This is a genomic window from Clostridium sp., assembly GCF_016650035.1.
Lineage (GTDB): Bacteria > Bacillota > Clostridia > Clostridiales > Clostridiaceae > Clostridium_AD.
This window is the reverse complement of sequence record NZ_JAENWM010000008.1, coordinates 15,008-35,288: the sequence shown is the minus strand read 5'-3', so window position 1 is coordinate 35,288 and position 20,281 is coordinate 15,008. Positions and strand designations below refer to the sequence as shown.

At 31.8% G+C, this 20,281-nt stretch carries 22 protein-coding genes; 19 read left to right on the top strand and 3 right to left on the bottom strand.

The annotated features are described in order from the left end of the window. Positions 1-198: 198 nt before the first annotated feature. The 6 genes from JJD95_RS03320 (at position 199) to rho (ending at position 6,803) form a co-directional block, all read left to right on the top strand. On the top strand, positions 199-1,230 hold the full coding sequence (locus JJD95_RS03320; RefSeq protein WP_291640336.1) for a D-alanine--D-alanine ligase family protein: 1,032 nt from the start codon (positions 199-201) through the stop codon (positions 1,228-1,230). A gap of 28 nt (positions 1,231-1,258) precedes the next feature. Beyond that, positions 1,259-2,242 carry a tRNA 4-thiouridine(8) synthase ThiI gene (locus JJD95_RS03315; protein ID WP_291640334.1) on the top strand — a complete coding sequence of 328 codons (984 nt, stop codon included), beginning with the start codon at positions 1,259-1,261 and terminating at the stop codon, positions 2,240-2,242. 14 nt (positions 2,243-2,256) lie between these two features. Further along, entirely contained in the window at positions 2,257-2,679 is a 423-nt protein-coding gene (locus tag JJD95_RS03310; RefSeq protein WP_291640332.1) for a DUF1934 domain-containing protein, read from the top strand. A 353-nt stretch (positions 2,680-3,032) separates the two neighbouring features. Continuing rightward, positions 3,033-4,637, top strand: coding sequence for a CTP synthase (locus tag JJD95_RS03305; protein ID WP_291640330.1), 1,605 nt, complete (start codon positions 3,033-3,035; stop codon positions 4,635-4,637). A 133-nt stretch (positions 4,638-4,770) separates the two neighbouring features. Then, positions 4,771-5,115, top strand: a complete 345-nt coding sequence (locus tag JJD95_RS03300; protein WP_291640328.1) for a hypothetical protein — start codon at positions 4,771-4,773, stop codon at positions 5,113-5,115. 206 nt (positions 5,116-5,321) lie between these two features. Then, positions 5,322-6,803 carry a transcription termination factor Rho gene (gene rho / locus JJD95_RS03295; RefSeq protein ID WP_291640326.1) on the top strand — a complete coding sequence of 494 codons (1,482 nt, stop codon included), beginning with the start codon at positions 5,322-5,324 and terminating at the stop codon, positions 6,801-6,803. A gap of 101 nt (positions 6,804-6,904) precedes the next feature. On the opposite strand, the gene rpmE is transcribed toward rho, so the two are convergent. Further along, on the bottom strand, positions 6,905-7,123 hold the full coding sequence (rpmE, locus tag JJD95_RS03290; protein ID WP_291640324.1) for a 50S ribosomal protein L31: 219 nt from the start codon (positions 7,121-7,123) through the stop codon (positions 6,905-6,907). Between the two features lie 255 nt (positions 7,124-7,378). Here rpmE and JJD95_RS03285 point away from each other — a divergent pair, with 255 nt between their 5' ends. The 9 genes from JJD95_RS03285 to upp all read left to right on the top strand — a co-directional run bounded on the left by JJD95_RS03285 (position 7,379) and on the right by upp (position 14,739). Then, positions 7,379-7,963, top strand: a complete 585-nt coding sequence (locus tag JJD95_RS03285; RefSeq protein ID WP_291640322.1) for a thymidine kinase — start codon at positions 7,379-7,381, stop codon at positions 7,961-7,963. Positions 7,964-7,965: 2 nt separating this feature from the next. Then, entirely contained in the window at positions 7,966-8,871 is a 906-nt protein-coding gene (locus tag JJD95_RS03280) for a DUF1385 domain-containing protein (RefSeq protein ID WP_291640320.1), read from the top strand. Then, entirely contained in the window at positions 8,871-9,725 is an 855-nt protein-coding gene (gene prmC / locus JJD95_RS03275) for a peptide chain release factor N(5)-glutamine methyltransferase (RefSeq protein WP_291640317.1), read from the top strand. The genes JJD95_RS03280 and prmC overlap by 1 nt, the downstream gene beginning before the upstream one ends. 81 nt (positions 9,726-9,806) lie before the next feature. Then, positions 9,807-10,886, top strand: a complete 1,080-nt coding sequence (gene prfA, locus JJD95_RS03270) for a peptide chain release factor 1 (RefSeq protein ID WP_291640315.1) — start codon at positions 9,807-9,809, stop codon at positions 10,884-10,886. Positions 10,887-10,928: 42 nt separating this feature from the next. Then, positions 10,929-11,531, top strand: a complete 603-nt coding sequence (locus JJD95_RS03265) for a hypothetical protein (protein ID WP_291640313.1) — start codon at positions 10,929-10,931, stop codon at positions 11,529-11,531. Between the two features lie 76 nt (positions 11,532-11,607). Then, complete coding sequence (locus JJD95_RS03260) at positions 11,608-12,336, top strand: ZIP family metal transporter (RefSeq protein ID WP_291640311.1); 729 nt, start codon at positions 11,608-11,610, stop codon at positions 12,334-12,336. 15 nt (positions 12,337-12,351) lie between these two features. Further along, positions 12,352-13,398, top strand: coding sequence for an L-threonylcarbamoyladenylate synthase (locus tag JJD95_RS03255; protein WP_291640309.1), 1,047 nt, complete (start codon positions 12,352-12,354; stop codon positions 13,396-13,398). A gap of 233 nt (positions 13,399-13,631) precedes the next feature. Continuing rightward, positions 13,632-14,081: a ribose 5-phosphate isomerase B gene (gene rpiB, locus JJD95_RS03250; protein WP_291640307.1), complete on the top strand. Its 450-nt coding sequence runs from the start codon at positions 13,632-13,634 to the stop codon at positions 14,079-14,081. Positions 14,082-14,109: 28 nt separating this feature from the next. Then, positions 14,110-14,739 carry a uracil phosphoribosyltransferase gene (gene upp, locus JJD95_RS03245; protein ID WP_291640306.1) on the top strand — a complete coding sequence of 210 codons (630 nt, stop codon included), beginning with the start codon at positions 14,110-14,112 and terminating at the stop codon, positions 14,737-14,739. Between the two features lie 73 nt (positions 14,740-14,812). On the opposite strand, the gene JJD95_RS03240 is transcribed toward upp, so the two are convergent. Together JJD95_RS03240 and JJD95_RS03235 are read right to left on the bottom strand one after the other, a co-directional pair. Further along, the gene (locus JJD95_RS03240) at positions 14,813-15,358 is read right to left on the bottom strand and encodes an NADH peroxidase (protein ID WP_291640304.1); all 546 of its coding nucleotides are present in this window, start codon (positions 15,356-15,358) and stop codon (positions 14,813-14,815) included. Positions 15,359-15,575: 217 nt separating this feature from the next. Then, positions 15,576-16,271, bottom strand: a complete 696-nt coding sequence (locus tag JJD95_RS03235; protein ID WP_291640302.1) for a Crp/Fnr family transcriptional regulator — start codon at positions 16,269-16,271, stop codon at positions 15,576-15,578. Positions 16,272-16,405: 134 nt separating this feature from the next. On the opposite strand from JJD95_RS03235, the gene JJD95_RS03230 reads away from it, so the two are divergent. The 4 genes from JJD95_RS03230 to wecB all read left to right on the top strand — a co-directional run bounded on the left by JJD95_RS03230 (position 16,406) and on the right by wecB (position 20,068). Next, positions 16,406-17,134, top strand: a complete 729-nt coding sequence (locus JJD95_RS03230) for an ATP-binding protein (protein ID WP_291640300.1) — start codon at positions 16,406-16,408, stop codon at positions 17,132-17,134. Between the two features lie 207 nt (positions 17,135-17,341). Then, positions 17,342-17,830: a dCMP deaminase family protein gene (locus tag JJD95_RS03225; protein ID WP_291640298.1), complete on the top strand. Its 489-nt coding sequence runs from the start codon at positions 17,342-17,344 to the stop codon at positions 17,828-17,830. A 43-nt stretch (positions 17,831-17,873) separates the two neighbouring features. Further along, entirely contained in the window at positions 17,874-18,902 is a 1,029-nt protein-coding gene (locus JJD95_RS03220) for a glycosyltransferase family 4 protein (protein WP_291640296.1), read from the top strand. Between the two features lie 38 nt (positions 18,903-18,940). Continuing rightward, positions 18,941-20,068 carry a non-hydrolyzing UDP-N-acetylglucosamine 2-epimerase gene (gene wecB / locus JJD95_RS03215; protein WP_291640294.1) on the top strand — a complete coding sequence of 376 codons (1,128 nt, stop codon included), beginning with the start codon at positions 18,941-18,943 and terminating at the stop codon, positions 20,066-20,068. Positions 20,069-20,281: the final 213 nt, after the last annotated feature.

Below are 20,281 nucleotides of genomic sequence, written 5' to 3'. Positions count from 1 at the left end.
TGAATAAGAGAGGATATATTGCATAAGGTGCACATATATCCTCTCTTGTATTGAGTTAATTTATAATCCTGATTTTTTAAATAGATGCAATGTAATATATATAAATGTTATAATAAGATATAATAATGAATTTATTTAATGAACTAATGATTTCATTATTCATAAAATAATTATTATAGTTATAAGGAGAGATAGTTAATGAAAAAGAAAATAGCGGTTTTATTTGGTGGACAGTCTACTGAACATGAGGTTTCAAGATCATCAGCAACATCGGTATTGAAAAATATTGATAGAACAAAATATGATATATATCCTATAGGAATAACAAAGGAAGGATTATGGTTTAAGTACACTGGGAACTTAGATAACATAGAGAGTGGAGAATGGGAAAAAGATGAATCTAATAAAGCATCGGATGGCCAAAATGTTATTTTTAATAAAGAGGTAGATGTAGTATTTCCAGTAATGCACGGGCTATTTGGAGAAGATGGAACGATTCAAGGTATGTGTAAAATATTTAATATTCCTTGTGTAGGACCTGGAGTAATGTCTTCTGCTATTTGCATGGATAAAATTTATACGAAGTACTTATTAGAAAACTTTAATATAGTGCAAGCTGATTATGTAGTAATTAATGCTCATGAATATGCAGAAAATAAAGATGTATTTGTAGAGAAAATAGAGAAAAGATTAGGCTATGATGTATTTATTAAACCATCTAATGGGGGTTCTTCTGTAGGGATAACAAAAGCTCATAACAAAGAAGAATTAACACTTGGACTTGAAGAGGCTCTAAAATATGATAGAAAAGTTTTGGTTGAAAAGGCTATAAATGCTAGGGAAATTGAAGTGTCTGTACTGGGTAATGATTATCCTGAAGCATCTATTCCGGGTGAAGTAGTTCCCGCAAAAGAATTTTATGATTACGAAGCTAAATATAAAAGTGAAGCGTCTGTGCTTTTAATACCCGCGGCACTCTGCGAAGCTAAGCTTGAAATCATAAGAGAACAGGCTATAAAGATTTATAAAATATTAGATTGTGCTGGCATGGCAAGGGTGGATTTTCTAGTTGATAAACAAACTGAAGAGGTTTATTTAAATGAGGTTAACACTATACCGGGCTTTACTAAAATAAGTATGTATCCTAAAATGTGGGCTGCTACAGGTAAAAATTTTGGAACGCTTATTGATGAGCTTATTAAACTTGCTATAGAAAGAAGTAATAAATAATAAATACAAGGTAGAAAGGAGAAAATTTATGACAACAGCTTTAGCTATGATTTCTGGAGGGCTAGATAGCATACTCGCAGCAAAACTTGTAAAAGATCAGGGAATAGAAGTTATCGGGATATGTTTTAAATCGAATTTTTTTAATGAGGAGCATGCATTAAAAATGGTTAAACAAATAGATATACCCTTAGAAGTTATAGATTTTTCAGATGAACATTTTGAAATGGTTAAGGATCCAAAACATGGACATGGTAAAAATATGAATCCTTGTATTGATTGCCATGCTATGATGATGACACATTGTGGAGTGCTACTGGAAAAATATCATGCGGATTTTATCATAACAGGAGAAGTTTTAAATCAAAGGCCTATGTCTCAAAATAGGTCAGCGTTAGATATAGTGAAAAATGAATCTGGGATAGGGCATAAAATATTGAGACCTTTAAGTGCTAAAAACCTTAATCCAACGGAAATGGAGTTGGATGGATTAATAAATAGAGAAGCGCTTATGGACATAAAAGGAAGAAACAGAAAAGTCCAAATGGAACTAGCGCAGAAGTGGGGGATTTTAGACTATCCATCACCAGCTGGTGGATGTAAACTTACTGAACCTAACTACGCTTTAAGACTTAGGGATCTTGTAGATCATAAACAAGATATATCTACAAAAGATTTAGAATTATTAAAAATAGGAAGACATTTTAGGCTATCTAAAGATGCAAAGATTATATCTACAAGAACGCAGGAAGAAGGAGAACTTTTAAATCAATTAATAACGCAGGAAGATTTGAAATTTTTAGCAGCGGACTATATTGGATCTACGGTAGTTATAATTGGTAAAGAAACCAAGGTCGATATTGAATTTGCAGCTAAAGTTACAGGACGGTATTCTAAGGGCAAAGATGAGGAAATTATATCTATTAGATATGGTAGATGTGATGATCCACTAAGCGAGTCTATAGAAGCGGTGCCTGCCACAGATGAAGAAATAAGTCAACATATTTTAATTTAGCGAGGGGTAAATTTATGAATAAGAATGCTATAATTTCAGTTGTTAGTAGTCAAGCTGACAGCAAAGATGAGGATGACATAATTGAAGTGGTGACACCTGGTAAGTTTTACAAACAAGATAATTCTTATTATGCAGTATATGAAGAGACGGAGATTTCAGGAATGAAGGGAACTACTACTACATTAAAGATCGATGAGGAAAACTTCACACTTATAAGAACTGGAACTACTAATACTGAAATGAAATTTAAAAAACATGAAAGGGATTTAACGTTATATAATACACCTCATGGAGCTTTAGATCTTACAGTGGATACTAAGGAATTAAAAATGAAGGTGGATAATAATGGAGGAGATGTATTTATAGATTATGATATGATAATAGGAAATCAACAAGTTTTAAGTACCACACTTAAAATTAATATTAAAGCTCAATAGTATTAAAATATAACTAAAATAAAGGCTATGTTCTATATAGAACATAGCCTTGCTATTATAAAAAATATTTAATAAAACTTTCAAAAAAAATAAAAACAAAAAAAGCACTGGTGTATGATAAAAAAGTGTGATAAGATATTGATATGGTTTTTGTAAACACATATGCCAGTTTACTATACGATTGTTTTTATAGGGTAATTTCTATTATAGAACCATTAAGAACATCTGTCAAGCTATTTTTAAAAATAGTATAAATGTTTTTTAAAATTTATATAGTTATGCAATTATCAAAATCAATTTGGAATAATAACATACAAGTTGAAATGATTAATAACAACATAGGAGGAACAGTTATGAGTACTAAGTACATATTTGTCACAGGCGGGGTAGTTTCATCACTAGGTAAAGGAATAACAGCAGCTTCACTTGGAAGGCTCTTAAAGAATAGAGGGTTAAAAGTATCTATTCAAAAATTTGACCCGTATATTAATGTGGACCCAGGCACAATGAGTCCTTATCAACACGGGGAAGTTTTTGTAACGGATGACGGTGCAGAAACGGATTTGGATTTAGGACATTATGAGAGATTTATTGATGAAAATTTAAGCAAGAGTAGCAACGTGACTACAGGAAAAATATATTGGTCAGTTATATCAAAAGAGAGAAGAGGAGACTATTTAGGTGGTACAGTGCAAGTAATACCACATATAACTAATGAGATAAAAGAAAGAGTGTATAGAGTGGCTAAAGAAAAAGATGTAGATGTGGTTATAACTGAAATTGGTGGAACTGTTGGAGATATTGAGTCGCTACCGTTTTTAGAGGCTATAAGACAAGTTAAATATGAAGTAGGAATAGAGAATTCTTGCTTTATACATGTTACATTAGTACCTTATTTACGTAAGGCAGGAGAACTTAAAACCAAGCCAACTCAACATTCTGTAAAAGAGCTAAGGAGTATAGGAATTCAACCGGACATCATAGTATGCCGCTCTGAAAAGGAAATATCTGATGATATGAAGGCTAAAATTGGTCTGTTCTGTAACTTAGAAGCGGACTCGGTAATTCAAAATTTAGATGCTGAGAATTTATATGAAGTGCCTCTTATGCTTCACAAAGAAGGCTTAGATACTCTTGTTTGTAAAAAAATAAAATTGAGTTGTGGTGAAATAGATAACAGTGAATGGACTTCTATGGTGCATAGATTAAAGAATTTATCTGGGAATGTAAAAATAGCATTAGTGGGAAAATATGTAGAGCTTCATGATGCGTATATTTCTGTAGTCGAGGCATTAAGTCATGGAGGTCTTTATAATGATTCTAATGTGGAAATTAAATGGGTGAATGCTTGCGATGTAACTTCTGAAAATGCAAATGAAATATTGGGTGATGTAGATGGGATATTGGTCCCAGGAGGATTTGGTGACAGAGGAATAGAAGGAAAAATAGAGGCTACAAGGTATGCTAGAGAAAATAAAGTTCCATTCTTTGGCATATGTCTTGGCATGCAGTGTGCTGTTATAGAGTATGCAAGAAACGTGGCAGGACTAAGTGGAGCTAATAGTTCAGAACTCGAAGTTGAAACCGAGTATCCTGTAATAGATTTAATGCCAGATCAAAGGGATTTAGATGAAAAAGGTGGAACTATGAGACTAGGGTTATATGCATGTAAATTAGCAAGTGATTCTAATGCTCATGAAGCATACAGTGATGAAGTGATATATGAAAGACATAGGCATAGATATGAATTTAATAATGAGTATAGAAAAATAATAACGGATGCAGGACTTTCTTTTACAGGAACAAGCCCTGATGAACGATTAGTAGAAATAGTTGAAATTAAAGATCATCCTTGGTTTGTTGGAGTTCAGTTTCACCCTGAACTTAAATCTAGACCTAATAAACCACATGCATTATTTAAAGAGTTTATTAAGGCATCACTGAAAAATAACAAATAAGAAATAAAATTTCCGTAAATTTAAAGTCTAATTTAGAAGGAATTTCATAAAATATATAGAATTAAATATAAAACACTTTAATAAATTAATACTTTTGATTTTATTAATTTATAATAATATGGAGGTGGGGTAATTGATATTTGATACTAATATTGCTATGGCTTTAAAGGATTCTAATGGTCGATATAAGGTTTGTGAACTTACAATATTTGAATTAGAGAGTATTAATACTAGATTTCCATCTTTAAACCTTAAGGTTAACAAAGGTAACGAAATAGTAATTAAGGTTAAGTGCTCACTATGTGGTGAAGAGCATTCTTATCATTATAATATTAAGGAGCTTCTTAAAAGAGATATGGTCATAGGGGGATGCGAGCAACTAGCCTTACCTATATTCTTTATTGGAAAGAACCGAAAGGTTATAGAAAAAGTAAATGAACATAGAAAGACTATAGAAAAAATTTATGCTATGATATAAAATAAATGTAATAGGTTATAAAATGCACATAAACTTTTAGTGGTTTATGTGCATTTTTAATATAGTGGATTAAAATTATGAAATAGGATATAATTAAAATAGTATATCATTTCAAAAAAATTCATTGGATAGTAAATACGTTTTTAAATTCCCATGATATTTATTAAATAGATATTATATAAAATACCCTTCGGAGGTGCAGATTTTTGATAAATAAAGATGTTGATACCATGACAGTAGTTGAGCTACGAGAACATTGTAAAGAGCTTGGCGTTAAAAACATTTCCAAGCTTAAAAAAACAGAATTAATTCAGGAAATAAAGAAGATAACTCCCATATCATTGCAAAGGGATGGAGTTCTTCTAAGAGAAAAAATAAGCCCTAAAATCACTTCTACAGTCCAAACTAATACCATGGAAAATTCAGAAGAACAAATTCCGAATAAATCAATTCAAAAAGAAGAAATTCAAAAAGTGAAAACTCCTAGTGCAGACGTAGATACTGGTTTTAAGAATCAAAATGAAAATAAAAAAGAGAAACTGCAAGAAATGATAAATGAATCAGGGGCAGCAAGAGGGGTTCTAGAAATAATTGAAAATAATAGTTATGGGTTTTTAAGAGGAAATAACTATTTATCAGGTCAGGATGATATTTATGTTTCGCCATCTCAAATTAGAAGATTTAATTTGCAAACTGGAGATGAAGTAGAAGGTAAAGTTAGAACACCTAAGGAAGGCGAAAAATTCAAAGCCTTATTGTATGTACAGGCAGTAAATGGTGAAAATCCAGAAAGAGCTGTTGGTAGAAGACCTTTTGAAAGGCTAACGCCTATTTACCCAACTCAAAGATTGGCACTAGAAACTGGTCCCGGTGATTTATCTACAAGAATTATGGACATTATTTCACCTATAGGTAAAGGTCAAAGAGGCATAATTGTGGCACCGCCCAAGGCAGGAAAAACAACACTTCTTAAAAAAATCGCTAATAGTATCTCTGTAAATCACCCAGAAGTAAAATTAATTGTTGTGTTAATAGATGAGAGACCAGAAGAAGTTACTGATATGCAAAGATCTATCAAAGGCGAAGTTATCTATTCAACTTTTGATGAAGAACCAGATCATCATACAAAAGTAGCTTATATGGTACTTGAAAGAGCTAAAAGAATGGTTGAACAAGGTCAGGATGTAATTATTCTATTAGATAGTTTAACTAGACTTTCTAGAGCCTATAATTTAACGGTAACACCTTCAGGAAGAACACTATCCGGTGGACTCGATCCTAGTGCAATTTTAATGCCAAAGAAATTTTTTGGAGCTGCTAGAAATATTGAAGAAGGTGGAAGTTTAACAATACTTGCGACTGCTTTGGTAGATACGGGAAGTAGAATGGATGATATGATTTTTGAAGAATTTAAGGGGACGGGTAATATGGAAGTTCACTTAGATAGAAAACTTCAAGAAAAAAGAATATTCCCTGCTGTTGATATTTATAAATCAGGAACAAGAAGAGAAGATCTATTGCTTACTAAAATTGAAATGGAAACAATATATAATTTAAGAAAGATTATGTATAGAGAAGGTAATGCTATGGGTGTAACAGAGAAACTCCTAAATTTATTAGCTACAACTAAAAGTAATAAAGAATTTATTGAAATGATAAATAAGAATTTTGAAGTATTAGCTAGATAAAATAATTTAAAGTACATATTGTTAATTATTTATTGGTATTTTAAAATTACTTCTATAAATTAAAAAATGGAAAAGATAATTAAATCTTTTCCATTAATATATTATTCGATATCGTCATTTTTAAGGTTGAATTTTTTCATAAATCTATCAACTCTTCCACCAGCATCAATATTCTTTTGCTTTCCAGTGTAGAATGGATGACATTTAGAACATACGTCTACTTTAAGTTCTTGTTTAGTAGATCCTGTAATAAAAGTGTTTCCACATGCACATTTAACAACTGTATCATTATGGTATTCTGGATGTATTCCTTCTTGCATATTTTTCACCTCTTTCTAAAAAAAATGTATATCCGTATTGTCAACTATTCAATTTTATCATAGAATGAATAATTAAGTCAACAATAATAAAATTAATTTTTACTTTTATATATTGTATATATTTGATAAAATGTATATGCTCAAGTTTTTTGTTGGGTAATAAGGTGTGTGGAAATTTTTTTTAAAATTATATGCGTATTTAAAGTCTTACTTTTAACTTTTTAAAAGAAGGATTAACAAATTGGAGGTAAAGTTATGTACGGACCAAAAAATCATGGCTGGGTGGAAGTTATTGTAGGACCTATGTATAGTGGGAAATCTGAGGAACTAATACGTAGGATAAGAAGAACTAAAATTGCAAAACAAAAGGTACAAGTTTTTAAACCGAAAATTGATATTAGATTTAGCAAGGAAGATGTGGTTTCTCATTGTGGAGTTAAGGAAGAAGCGGTTCCGGTTAAAGATAGTGCAGAGATATTAAATCTTATAGATGAGGATACACAAGTTGTTGCCATTGATGAGGTTCAATTTTTTGATTTAGGAATAATTGATATAATTACTATTTTAGCTGATAATAATAAACGAGTTATTTGTGCAGGACTTGATATGGATTTTAGGGGAGTACCTTTTGGGCCGATACCTGCCCTCTTAGCTACAGCTGAATTTGTTGATAAAATCCAAGCTATTTGTGTAGTATGTGGTAATCCAGCTACTAGAACTCAGCGTTTAATTAATGGAAAACCAGCTAAGTATGAGGACCGGATTGTGTTAATTGGGGCTACAGAATCCTATGAAGCTAGATGTAGAAAGTGTCACATTGTTCCTAGGGAAGGGGTGTAATTATGGCTAGAAATGTAAATGTTGGAGGTCAGGCAGTAATTGAAGGAGTTATGATGAGAGGGAGTAAGGGAATTGCCACTGCAGTTAGAACTGCAGGGGGAGAAATTGTAGTGGAAAAAAAGGATTATATATCTTACACTAAAAAGAATAAAGTTTTGGGACTCCCAATAATAAGAGGATTCATTTCGTTAATTGAATCACTAATTATAGGTGTACAAACTTTAAACTATTCAGCCTCTTTTTTCGAAGAGGAAGAAGAACCTTCAAAACTAGATAAATGGTTAAAAAAAATATTTAAAGAGAAAAGTAATGATGTGATTATGGGGATATCTCTTGCCCTTTCACTTATTATATCAATAGGATTATTTTTTGTTTTGCCAACTTTCGTAGCTAGTGTTTTCAGCAAAATTGGTGCAAGTGTAATGACTTTGAATATTGTAGAAGGAATTATTAGAGTCACGATATTTCTTGCGTATGTGTATCTAATAGGAAAAATGGAAGATATTAAAAGAGTGTTTGAGTATCATGGTGCTGAACATAAAACCATATTTTGTTATGAAAGTGATATGGAATTAACACCAGAGAATGCAGCTAAGTTTGGTAGGTTACATCCAAGATGCGGTACGAATTTTTTATTTTTAGTAATGATAGTTAGTATAATAGTGTTTTCTTTAACAGGTTGGAATTCAATTGGGGAGAGAATAATATATAGGATTGTACTTCTTCCTGTAATTTCAGGAGTAAGTTATGAAATTATTAAATGGATGGGAAAAAGCAGTGGAAGTTTAGCTGGAATCCTTTCTTACCCAGGGCTCAAATTACAAAATCTAACTACAAGAGAACCGGATTTGTCACAACTTGAGGTGGCGATAAAAGCGCTTAAAGTAGCGGAAGGTATTGAAGTATAATGAATATAGGAGAAATACTCATTGAATCCTATGGAATATTAAAAAAAGTTGGGATTGAAAGTTATATATTAGATTCGCAGCTTTTACTTTCCAAAGTTTTAAATGTGGATAAATTATTCATAATGATTAATAGAAGTTTTGAACTTAATCCAAATCAGGAAAATGAATTTATAAGGTTAATTAATCTAAGAAAAAATAAGATGCCTGTAAAATATATTCTTGGAGATTGTGAATTTATGGGTATGAATTTCATTGTAAGGCCCGGAGTTTTAATACCAAGACCTGATACGGAAATTTTAGTCGAAGGTGTTATTGAACACATAAATAAGAGGGCTTATACTGAGGTTTGCGACGTTTGTAGCGGAAGTGGTGCTATTGGTATAGCTATAGCTGAATTTGTTAAAGGAGCTAAGGTAACGCTGTATGATATATCCAAGGAAGCAGTAGCTCTTTCAAAATCAAATATAGAAAGATTTGATTTGTCTAAAAGAGTCCACGCGGAGTTTAGTGATTTATTGCAAGTGGCTATAGATGAGAATAAGAAGTTCCAAGTCGTAGTCTCTAATCCTCCTTACATAAGGGATGAGATTATACCCTCTCTTATGGAAGATGTAAAGGATTATGAACCGTATTTAGCCCTTAGTGGTGGGGAGGACGGTTTGGATTTTTACAGAAGGATTACAAAGCAAAGTTTACAGGTCTTAGAAAAAGGTGGGCTTTTAGCTTTTGAAATAGGATATGATCAAAAGGATCAGGTTATGAGAATACTATTAAAGTCAGGATTTAAGGAAGTAGAATGTATCAAAGATTTATCGGGAAATGATAGAGTTGTTAGTGCAACTTTACCTGAATAAGGCGCTTTAATTTCAATTTGTATATTGCTAATAAATGTGATAAAATAGATAATGTGAAAATATATATACGGAGTGATAAAAATGTTAGATAGACTAGAGTTTACAGAAAATAAATATGATGAACTTAATATGAAAATTAGCGACCCTTTAGTTATTGCTAATCAAAAGGAATGGCAAAAACTAATTAAAGAGCAGGCTGAAGTAGAAATACTTGTTATGAAATATAGAATATATAAAAAAGCTAAAGAAGATATAGATACAAATAAAGAAATGCTTAGAGAAGAAACTGATAGAGAAATGAAAGATATGATTCAAGCTGAAATTAAAGAATTAAATGAAATTAAAGAAACTGTAGAAGAAGAAATTCGAGTTTTACTTTTACCTAAGGACCCAAATGATGCAAGAAATGTATTTGTGGAAATTAGAGGAGGTGCAGGTGGAGATGAAGCAGCACTTTTTGCAGCAAATCTATTTAGGATGTACACAAGATATGCAGAGCGTAATAATTGGAAAGTTGAAGTGATGAGTGCTAATGAAACTGACATCGGCGGATTCAAAGAAATAGTATTTATGATAAGAGGCGAATCTACCTATAGTAAATTTAAATATGAAAGCGGAGTTCATAGAGTCCAAAGAGTTCCAGACACGGAGTCAAGTGGAAGAATTCATACATCTACGGCTACGGTAGCTGTTTTACCAGAGGTTGATGACGTAGATATTGAAGTTAATGCTATTGATCTAAAAATAGATGTATTTAGAGCATCTGGAAATGGAGGTCAGTGTGTTAACACAACGGATTCTGCTGTTAGAATGACACATTTACCTACAGGGATTGTAGTTTCTTGCCAGGATGAAAAATCTCAGTTAAAGAATAAGGCTAAGGCTTTGATCATACTAAAATCTAGATTATTTAATAAAGCTGAGGCTGAAAGATCTGCAGGAATAGCTGAAGATCGAAAGAGTCAAGTAGGTACAGGAGATAGAAGTGAGAGAATAAGAACTTACAACTACCCCCAAGGAAGAGTAACAGATCATAGAATAGGGCTAACTCTATATAGATTAGAGGATTTTCTTGATGGAGATATAGATGAAATGCTAAATACACTAATAACCGCTGACCAAGCAGAAAAGATGAAATCTATGGGTAATAATGATCAATAGTCATTATATAAATATGCATTAATATAAATGAAGGGTGAAGTTATGAATATAAATAAAGCCATTAGAAAGCAAAGGAAAACTTATAAACGTTTTATGCTATCAATGTGCTTTATTTTTGTTTTATTACCGATCATATTAATAATATCAAAGATTATTAATATTTTCTTTGTGATATATTTAGTTTGCATCGAGCTTATGATTACGTTTGTTATACTTTTAAGGCTTAATGAAGAATTTATCGAATTTAAATTTGAGGGCTACAAGATAAGTATATGGTGTGGAATTGCAAAGGCTAAATTTATTATTATATGTAATAAAGTTGCTTTAGTTCACACTATAAATCAAGATAGGAATTTAGAAATTATTATAATAACAAAATCTAGATTTAGAAATAAAAAGATTATCCCTATAGATTTAAAATTTTTACGAAAATATCCTTATGTGGCTCAAATGTATAATAAGATTAAAATTTCAGATCTAGATCAAGAATATTACTATGTTACTATTAGTAATGGCGGATTTAAGAAATATAATTTATTAGATGAAATATATAAATCATGTGTTGGAGCATTTTTTTCGGATGATGCTATAGAGAGAATTAAAGAATATAGAGAATACAGCATAAACCCTCGCGAGCATAAATAAGATTAATATATATAGAGATAAGTATAGTGCATAAATGCTTCTATGCTTATTTTCATATAGAAGTGGGGGGAGAAATTTGGAAAGTACAATTATTTTAATAATCTTATTTACTGGGATAATAGCACTTATAGGAACAATGCTCGGTGCATTTTTAGGTGTAGTTATGAAGAAACCTTCCCGAAAATTTTTAGGAAATACTATAGGATTTGCATCAGGACTTATGCTTTCTATAGTAGTTTTTGAACTTATTCCGGAGGCAACGGATAAAACAGGATTTTTAAGAACTTTATTTTTTTTAGTTCTAGGTATTGTTATTGTTGTGATAATAGATAGAATCGGCAGCTTAAGCCAAAACGTAAATTCTGAGTATACAAAGGTTGCATTTATGGTTGCTATAGGAATAATGCTTCATAATTTTCCGGAAGGGCTTATAATGGGATTTGGATTTGTTAATGGAGAAAGTTTAGGCCTTAAAATGAGTGTGATAATTGCAATACATGATATACCCGAAGGATTAGCAGTTGCAGCACCTTTAATGCTGACCGGGGCAAAGAGTAGAAAAATATTATTTTATGCTTTTTTAACGGCACTTCCTACTGCAATTGGTGCTTGGATGGGGATTCATATTGGCAGTATATCTATGGAAATATTAGGAAACGCTTTAGCTTTTGCGTCTGGAGTTATGTTATATGTGATTTACGGAGAGATGGTTCCACAGTCTAAAAAACTTTGGTCAGGAACTACAAGTACGTTGGGTATTCTTTTAGGCATAATACTAGGGCTCATAATGACTAATGCGATTTAATTAAGAGGTGTGAGGATGAATACAAAGATTGTAATTTTAGATGAAAATAATATTGAACAAAATATAATTAATGAGGCAGGACGTGTTATTAATGAAGGAGGGTTAGTTGTGTTTCCTACTGAAACGGTTTATGGCCTTGGAGCTAATGCTTTAGATAAAATAGCTGTTGAGAAGATTTTTAAGGCTAAGGGTAGACCGCAAGATAACCCTCTTATCGTTCATGTGGCTGATTTTAATATAGGTCCATTAGTTAAAGAAATACCGCATTTAGCTAAGCAAATAATGAATAGGTACTGGCCTGGGCCAATAACACTTATTTTTAATAAGTCGGATTTAATTCCTGAAACTACAAGTGCGGGACTCCGTACTGTAGGTATACGCATGCCCTCAAACATTATTGCAAGGAAACTTATTGAAGCAGCGGGAACGCCTATTGCAGCTCCGTCAGCTAATATATCTGGTAAACCTAGTCCAACTGATGTAGAAAGTTGTATTGAGGATCTAAGTGGAAAGATAGAGTATATTTTAGGAGGGAGCAAAAGTGAAGTAGGGCTTGAGTCAACAATAGTTGATTGTACCTGTACTCCATTATGCATATTAAGACCAGGAGCTATAACTATTGAGATGCTAAGAGAAATAGACCATAAAATATATATTGATAAAAATATAATGTCTAAACCAAAGAGTGATTATGTTCCTAAGGCGCCTGGTATGAAGTATAGACATTATGCTCCAAAAGCTCCAGTGAAAATTATATGTGGAGATTTAGAAAAAACTGTTGCAAAAATCAATGAAATAGTGCAGAATAGTATGGGCAACAAAAAAATAGGCATCATGGCAACGGATGAAACTAAAGATAAATATCCTTATGGAACGGTTGTTTCTTTAGGTAGTAGAAATCAGCTTGGTAATGTGGGCAGAAACCTTTTCGAAGTTTTAAGAGGCTTTGATGCTACAGAGGTAGATTTAATACTATCAGAAGCCTTTGAAGAAAAAGGCATAGGTGTTGCTATAATGAATAGGCTTAAGAAATCCGCAGGTTTTGATATAACTTATGTGTAGGTAGATGACAATTTATACTTTATAGAATACAAGGAGGATGATTATGAACATATTGTATGATAAAGATTTTTCGCATTATTTAAAAGAATTTGAAGAATTAAATAACAATTTATTCGTATTATCCATAAAACGAGGAAGATAATGGTATTTAAATGATTATTTAAATACCAATGTCTTCTTTTTTTGTAATATGTAGCTTTCTATAAGGAAATTTATTTCGGAGGTGTTTTATAATGAAAATTGCATTAGGTAGCGACCATGGTGGATTAAACTTAAAAAAAGAGATAATTATGCATTTAGAGAGTAAAAACGTACAGATAAAAGATTTTGGAACTTATACTGAAGAATCTTGTGATTATCCAGATTATGCACTAAAAGTAGCACAAGAGGTAGTGGCAGATAATTACGAATTAGGTATACTTATATGTGGCACAGGAATAGGGATAGGCATTGCTGCTAATAAAGTACCTGGAATAAGGGCGGCGCTATGTAATGATACCTTTAGCGCTCATGCTGCTAGAGAACATAATAACGCTAACATACTTACAATGGGTGAAAGAGTTATTGGCAAGGGGTTAGCACTGGATATAGTAGATGCCTTTATTAATGCCAAGTTTCAAGGAGATAGACATCAAAGGAGAATTGACAAAATCACAGAAATCGAGAAAAAATATATTAAATAAATAATAAAAAATCTAGGAGGAAATATATATGAGTAAAGTAACACAAATTACACATCCACTTATACAACATAAATTATCATTCATAAGAGACGAAAATACAGGTTCAAAGGATTTTAGAGAGTTGGTTTCTGAAGTTGCAATGCTAATGGCTTATGAAGTTACACGTGATATACAAACACAAGAAATAGAAATAAAAACACCTATTTGCACTACTAAATGTAAAGTTTTAGCGGGAAAGAAAATGGCAATAGTTCCAATACTTAGAGCAGGGCTAGGAATGGTTGACGGTATGCTAAAACTTATACCAGCAGCTAAGGTTGGACATATAGGTATGTATAGAAATGAGGAAACACTTCAACCAGTTGAATATTTTTGCAAATTACCTCAGGACATTAACGAAAGAGATGTAATTATTACAGATCCTATGATTGCTACAGGAGGGTCTGCAATAGATGCAATTGCAGCTCTTAAGAAAAGAGGTGCTATAAACATAAAAATCATGTGTCTTATAGCGGCACCAGAGGGACTTAAGGCTATTACAGAGGCACATTCAGATGTGGATATATATGTAGCTTCAATTGATGAAAGATTAAATGAAAAAGGATATATTGTACCAGGTCTTGGAGATGCTGGCGACAGGTTATTCGGAACTAAATAGTTAATTATTATATGAAAACTTAAAAGCAACTTACAGAAATTATCTGTAAGTTGCTTTTTTACTCTATATTATTTTACTTGAAATATCTATTGAGTAATCCCTTAAATGCTGCACCGTGACGTGCTTCGTCTTTACACATTTCATGTACTGTATCGTGTATTGCATCGTAGTTAAGTTTTTTAGCTAAAGTAGCTAAATCTTTTTTACCTTGGCAAGCTCCATGTTCAGCTGCAACTCTCATTTCAAGATTCTTTTTGGTATCAGCTGTTACTACATCTCCAAGCAATTCAGCAAATTTTGAAGCGTGGTCTGCTTCTTCAAAAGCTATTCGCTTGTAAGCTTCTGCTACTTCAGGGAAACCTTCTCTATCAGCTTGGCGGCTCATTGCTAAATACATACCAACTTCGGTACATTCTCCGGCAAAATTAGCTCTTAGTCCCTCTAGAACCTCTTCGCTTACTTCTTTAGCAACTCCAATTACATGTTCATCTGCCCAAGTCATATCATCATCAGTTTTTTCGATGAATTTATCGGATTTTGCACCACAAACTGGGCACACATCAGGTGCGAAGTCTCCTTCATGTATATATCCACATACTGTACAAACAAATTTTTTCATATTTATTTCCCCCTCGTAGTTCTCTGGGCTAGATAATAATTATTAATTGTTATCTCCCTTGTTATTTACTTCGTGTTTATTATATTAAGTAATATAATTTACTGATTTTGTAGGAAACTTATATTCCTTATAATAAAGAGTATACATGAATGGATAATAATTATCAAGTAAAATTTAATATTTGTTAAAAGAAAGTCACAGCATAGTAAATATTTATTTACATCAATATGTCTTCTATGCCCTCTAGATCTTTTATTTGGACTAAGTTTTTATTGAAATCTATTAATCCGTCATCCTTCATATTTATAAGTTCTCTTGAAAGAGATGGTCTTTGTACGCCTAGATGCTCAGCAAGAACTTTTCTAGATACAGGAAGTACAAGGGCCAAAGTATTTTGAATTTCATATTGAGATAGTAAGTAATTAGATATCTTTTGTCTTAAGGTTTCAAAAGAGAGTTCTTTAATTTTTTTATTAAGTAAAAGGATTTTACTTGATAGAAGTTGCATAAAATTATTTAATACTTTAGGATAGGCACTACACATAGTTAAGATATCTTTTTTTGAAATGTAGAGAATAATTGAACCTTTAGATTTTACTATAGTAGCTGGGTATATATTTGTCTCAGAAAAAGCTATTGCTTCACCAAAGGTCTTTCCCTTATTTAATTTGGCAAGTGTAACAACTTTCCCGCTAGCGTAATGTTTTTGTACTTCTAGTTCGCCACGAATTACAATTCCTAAAGAATTACAAATATCACCTTCTAGTGCAATTATACAGCCACGGCATTCATCGCAGTTTTTACAATTATCGTAGATGGAGTAGTTTATATCCGCTAATAAATTTTTTAATTCCTCGGGAGTTAAGTCTTTAAATAAAATGCAATGTTTTAAATTATCTATTAGATTATTCATAAAATCACCCTTAAACTTTAAATTTGGTAACATAAGTTACATACCATCATAAATAATTTTAATATACTTAGTACATACAGTCAATGAGATATTAAATTTTTAAAAATATATATATAAATTTAGGAGGAGTTAAAATGAAAAGAGATATTATAAGTATAGATGAAAATAAATGTAATGGTTGCGGATTGTGCATAAGTGGTTGTCATGAAGGTGCCATAGAGTTAATAAATGGTAAGGCCAAATTAATAAGCGATGAGTATTGTGATGGCCTAGGAGATTGCCTCCCGCAGTGCCCTACAGATGCTATTAAGATAATTCAAAGAGATGCAGCAGATTATGACGTAGTGGCAGTTGAAACAAAGAAGGAACAAGGTAACAAGAAGCAAGATTTACCTTGTGGGTGTCCTGGTACTATGGAAAAGTCTATAAAAAGAAATGTAAATCTTAAGGCGAAAATAGCACCTGCTAAAACAAATAACGATTCAGGTTTATCTGTAGCTTCAGAATTAAATCAGTGGCCTGTACAGTTGAAATTAGCTAATTCAAAGGCTGGATTTCTAAATGGTGCAGATATATTGATTGCCGCAGATTGTACTGCTTATGCTTATGGAAATTTTCATAATGAGTTTATTAAAGGAAAGGTAACACTTATAGGGTGTCCAAAGCTTGATGATAATGATTATTACAAACAGAAAATTGCTGAAATATTAAAAAATAATGATATTAAGAGTATTACTGTAGTTAGAATGGAAGTGCCATGTTGTGCAGGGATTGTTAGTTCTGTAAAGGCAGCTATGCTAGAAGCTGGAATAATAGTTCCGTATAAAGAGGTTACAATTAGTATAAACGGAGCAATAATTTAAGAATGTTTTAGTAGGATACAAAACATATATTATACAAAACGCATTAGTTTTGTATAATATATGTTTTTTTGTTTGTATATAATTTATTAAATACTTTAAATTAGTATTATTTTAGTGTAAAATAATATTGATTGATTATGTAGATTATATTTGTAGTTTTCGGTTTTTAATCTAAATAATTAAAATATATTAATAAGAGGTATAATTATGTCAAGAATTGACAAACATAATTATTATTTGGATATATGTGAAACTATATCTAATAGAGGAACTTGTTTACGTAGAAATTTTGCAGCTATAATAGTGAAGAATGATGAGATTATTTCTACAGGATACACAGGAGCACCTAGAGGAAGAAAAAATTGCTCTGATTTAGGGGTGTGCAGGAGAGAAGAATTAAAAGTTCCAAGAGGTACAAGGTATGAGCTTTGTAGATCGGTGCATGCAGAACAAAATGCAATTATATCAGCTCGCAGAAATGACATGTTAGGTGCGACTCTGTACTTAATCGGCAAGGAGGTAAAAACTGGACAATTAGTTCAAAATGCATCCCCATGCTCTTTATGTAAAAGATTTATAATTAATTCAGGTATAGAAAAGGTAATAATTAGAGATAACGAAACACAATACAATATCGTATATGTAGAAGAGTGGATAGAAAATGACGACTCACTTCAAGGTGATGGCGGATATTAATTATTAAATAAAGACAATGCTTTTATGAAGGAAAGGGTTTTTTATGAGTAATATTTATATTATAGCAATAATTGCAGCGCTAATTTCTTTTATTAGTACTCCTATAGTTAAAAAAATAGCAATTAAGGTGAATGCCATTGATAGCCCTAAAGATGAAAGGCGAATTCATAAAAAGCCTACCCCGGTTATGGGAGGGCTTGCTATATATATAGCTTTTGTTTTAGGAGTCGTTTTATATAATGGTATTTTAACCACCTCACAAACAGGTATAATTATAGGAGCAACTATAATTGTTATCGGAGGAGTTATAGATGATGTTAAAGATTTAAGGCCTAAATATAAGATTTTAATACAGGTTATAGCAGCTATATGTCTTTTGCAATCAGGAATTAATATATCAATTGTAACTAATCCGTTTAAACAAATATATCCTTACCTAAGTGTAGGATGGATTGCAATCCCCATAACGATAATATGGATTGTAGGTGTTACGAATGCTTTTAATTTAATAGATGGGTTAGACGGTTTAGCAGCAGGAATAGCATTTATATCCGCTGTTACTTTAATGATAGTTTCTTTAATTAATGGAAGATTGGAAGCGGCATTTCTAACTGCTGTATTAAGTGGGGCGATTTTAGGGTTTTTACCATATAATTCAAATCCAGCTTCTATTTTTATGGGAGACACGGGTTCCCAATTATTGGGCTTTCTTTTAGCTGCTATTTCAATTGAAGGAGCAATCAAATCTGCAACAGTCTTTGTAATTGTAGTACCAATTTTAATTTTTGGATTGCCTATTTATGACACTCTTTTTGCAATGATTAGAAGAAAAGTTAATGGGCAATCTATAATGCAAGCAGATAAAGGGCATTTACACCATAGGCTTTTAAATATGGGACTGAGCCAAAAACAAGCGGTTTTTATTATGTATTTAATAAGTGCACTTTTGGGCGCAATTGCAATTATAGCAATGCAAATAAGTAATCAAAGGGCATATTTTTTATTAGGATTAGTAATGTTTATATCAGTTTTGACAGCTTGGAAATATGGCATTTTTAAGCGTAGAGAATAAATTACATAGAATTAAAGATTAAGTTAGGAGGGTATCTGGTGGAAACTATTAAGGTTATAGTAATATTTGGAACAAGACCTGAGGCTATAAAAATGGCACCTTTAGTGAAGGAACTAGAAAAAGTTCCTCAGATACAATGCACGGTATGTGTTACTGCTCAGCATAGAGAGATATTAGATCAAGTCTTAGAAATTTTTAATATTGTACCTAAATACGATTTAAATATAATGAAATCAAAACAAAGTTTAACAGGGATAACTTGTGCTGTACTACAAGGACTAGAGGACATTCTAGAGAGTGAGAAACCTGATATAGTGCTTGTACATGGAGATACTACTACAAGCTTTGCGGCATCTCTTGCAGCTTTTTATAGAAAAATACCTATTGGTCATGTAGAAGCTGGGCTTAGAAGTCATAATAAATTTTATCCTTACCCAGAAGAAATTAATAGAAAGTTAACTGGAGTCCTTACAGACTTGCATTTCTCACCTACTACTACCTCTAAAGAAAATTTATTAAGAGAGGGTGTAGATGAGAGCAAAATTTTTGTTACAGGGAATACAGTTATAGATGCTATGAAGTATACAATCAAAGACGATTATGTTTTTGAAGATTGTGACCTAAATGCACTTGACTATCAAAACAAAAAAATAATATTAGTCACGGCTCATAGAAGAGAAAATTGGGGAAGTGGAATTGAAAATATATGTAATGCTTTAAAAGTTATAGTAAAAGAAAATAGTGATGTAGAAGTATTATATCTAGTTCACCCAAACCCAGTAGTGAAGGATATGGTGCATAGAATATTAAAAGGTATAAATAGAATACATTTACTTAATCCATTAGATACTAGTGAAATGCATAATTTAATGAAAAAATGTTATCTAATTATGACTGATTCAGGTGGTATTCAAGAAGAGGCACCTCATTTAGGTAAACCAGTTTTAGTGCTTAGAGATGTTACTGAGAGGGTAGAGGCTCAGGAGGCTGGTACTGTAAAGCTAGTTGGAACAGATAAACAAGAGATTGTACGTGAGGCTAGTAAACTTCTTAGAAATTTAGATGAGTATAATAGCATGAGTAACTCAATTAATCCTTATGGTGATGGTAATGCTTCTGCTAAAATAGTAGATGCGCTATTGAATTATTTTAATAAGAAATCTTAATAAATATATATAATATTGTGTTAATAAGGTTATTGTATATGCTAGATACCTTTTAAGTGGGTTCAAGAATTATAAATTTTTGAACCCACTTTTGTTTGTAGGGGTACAAGTATAATAGTCTAAAATAGAAGGTTTTGTTATAAGTAAAAATCATACGTGAATTAACAGTCTAAGGGGCGCCTAATTGTATTTATTACCCTCATATGAGGTATT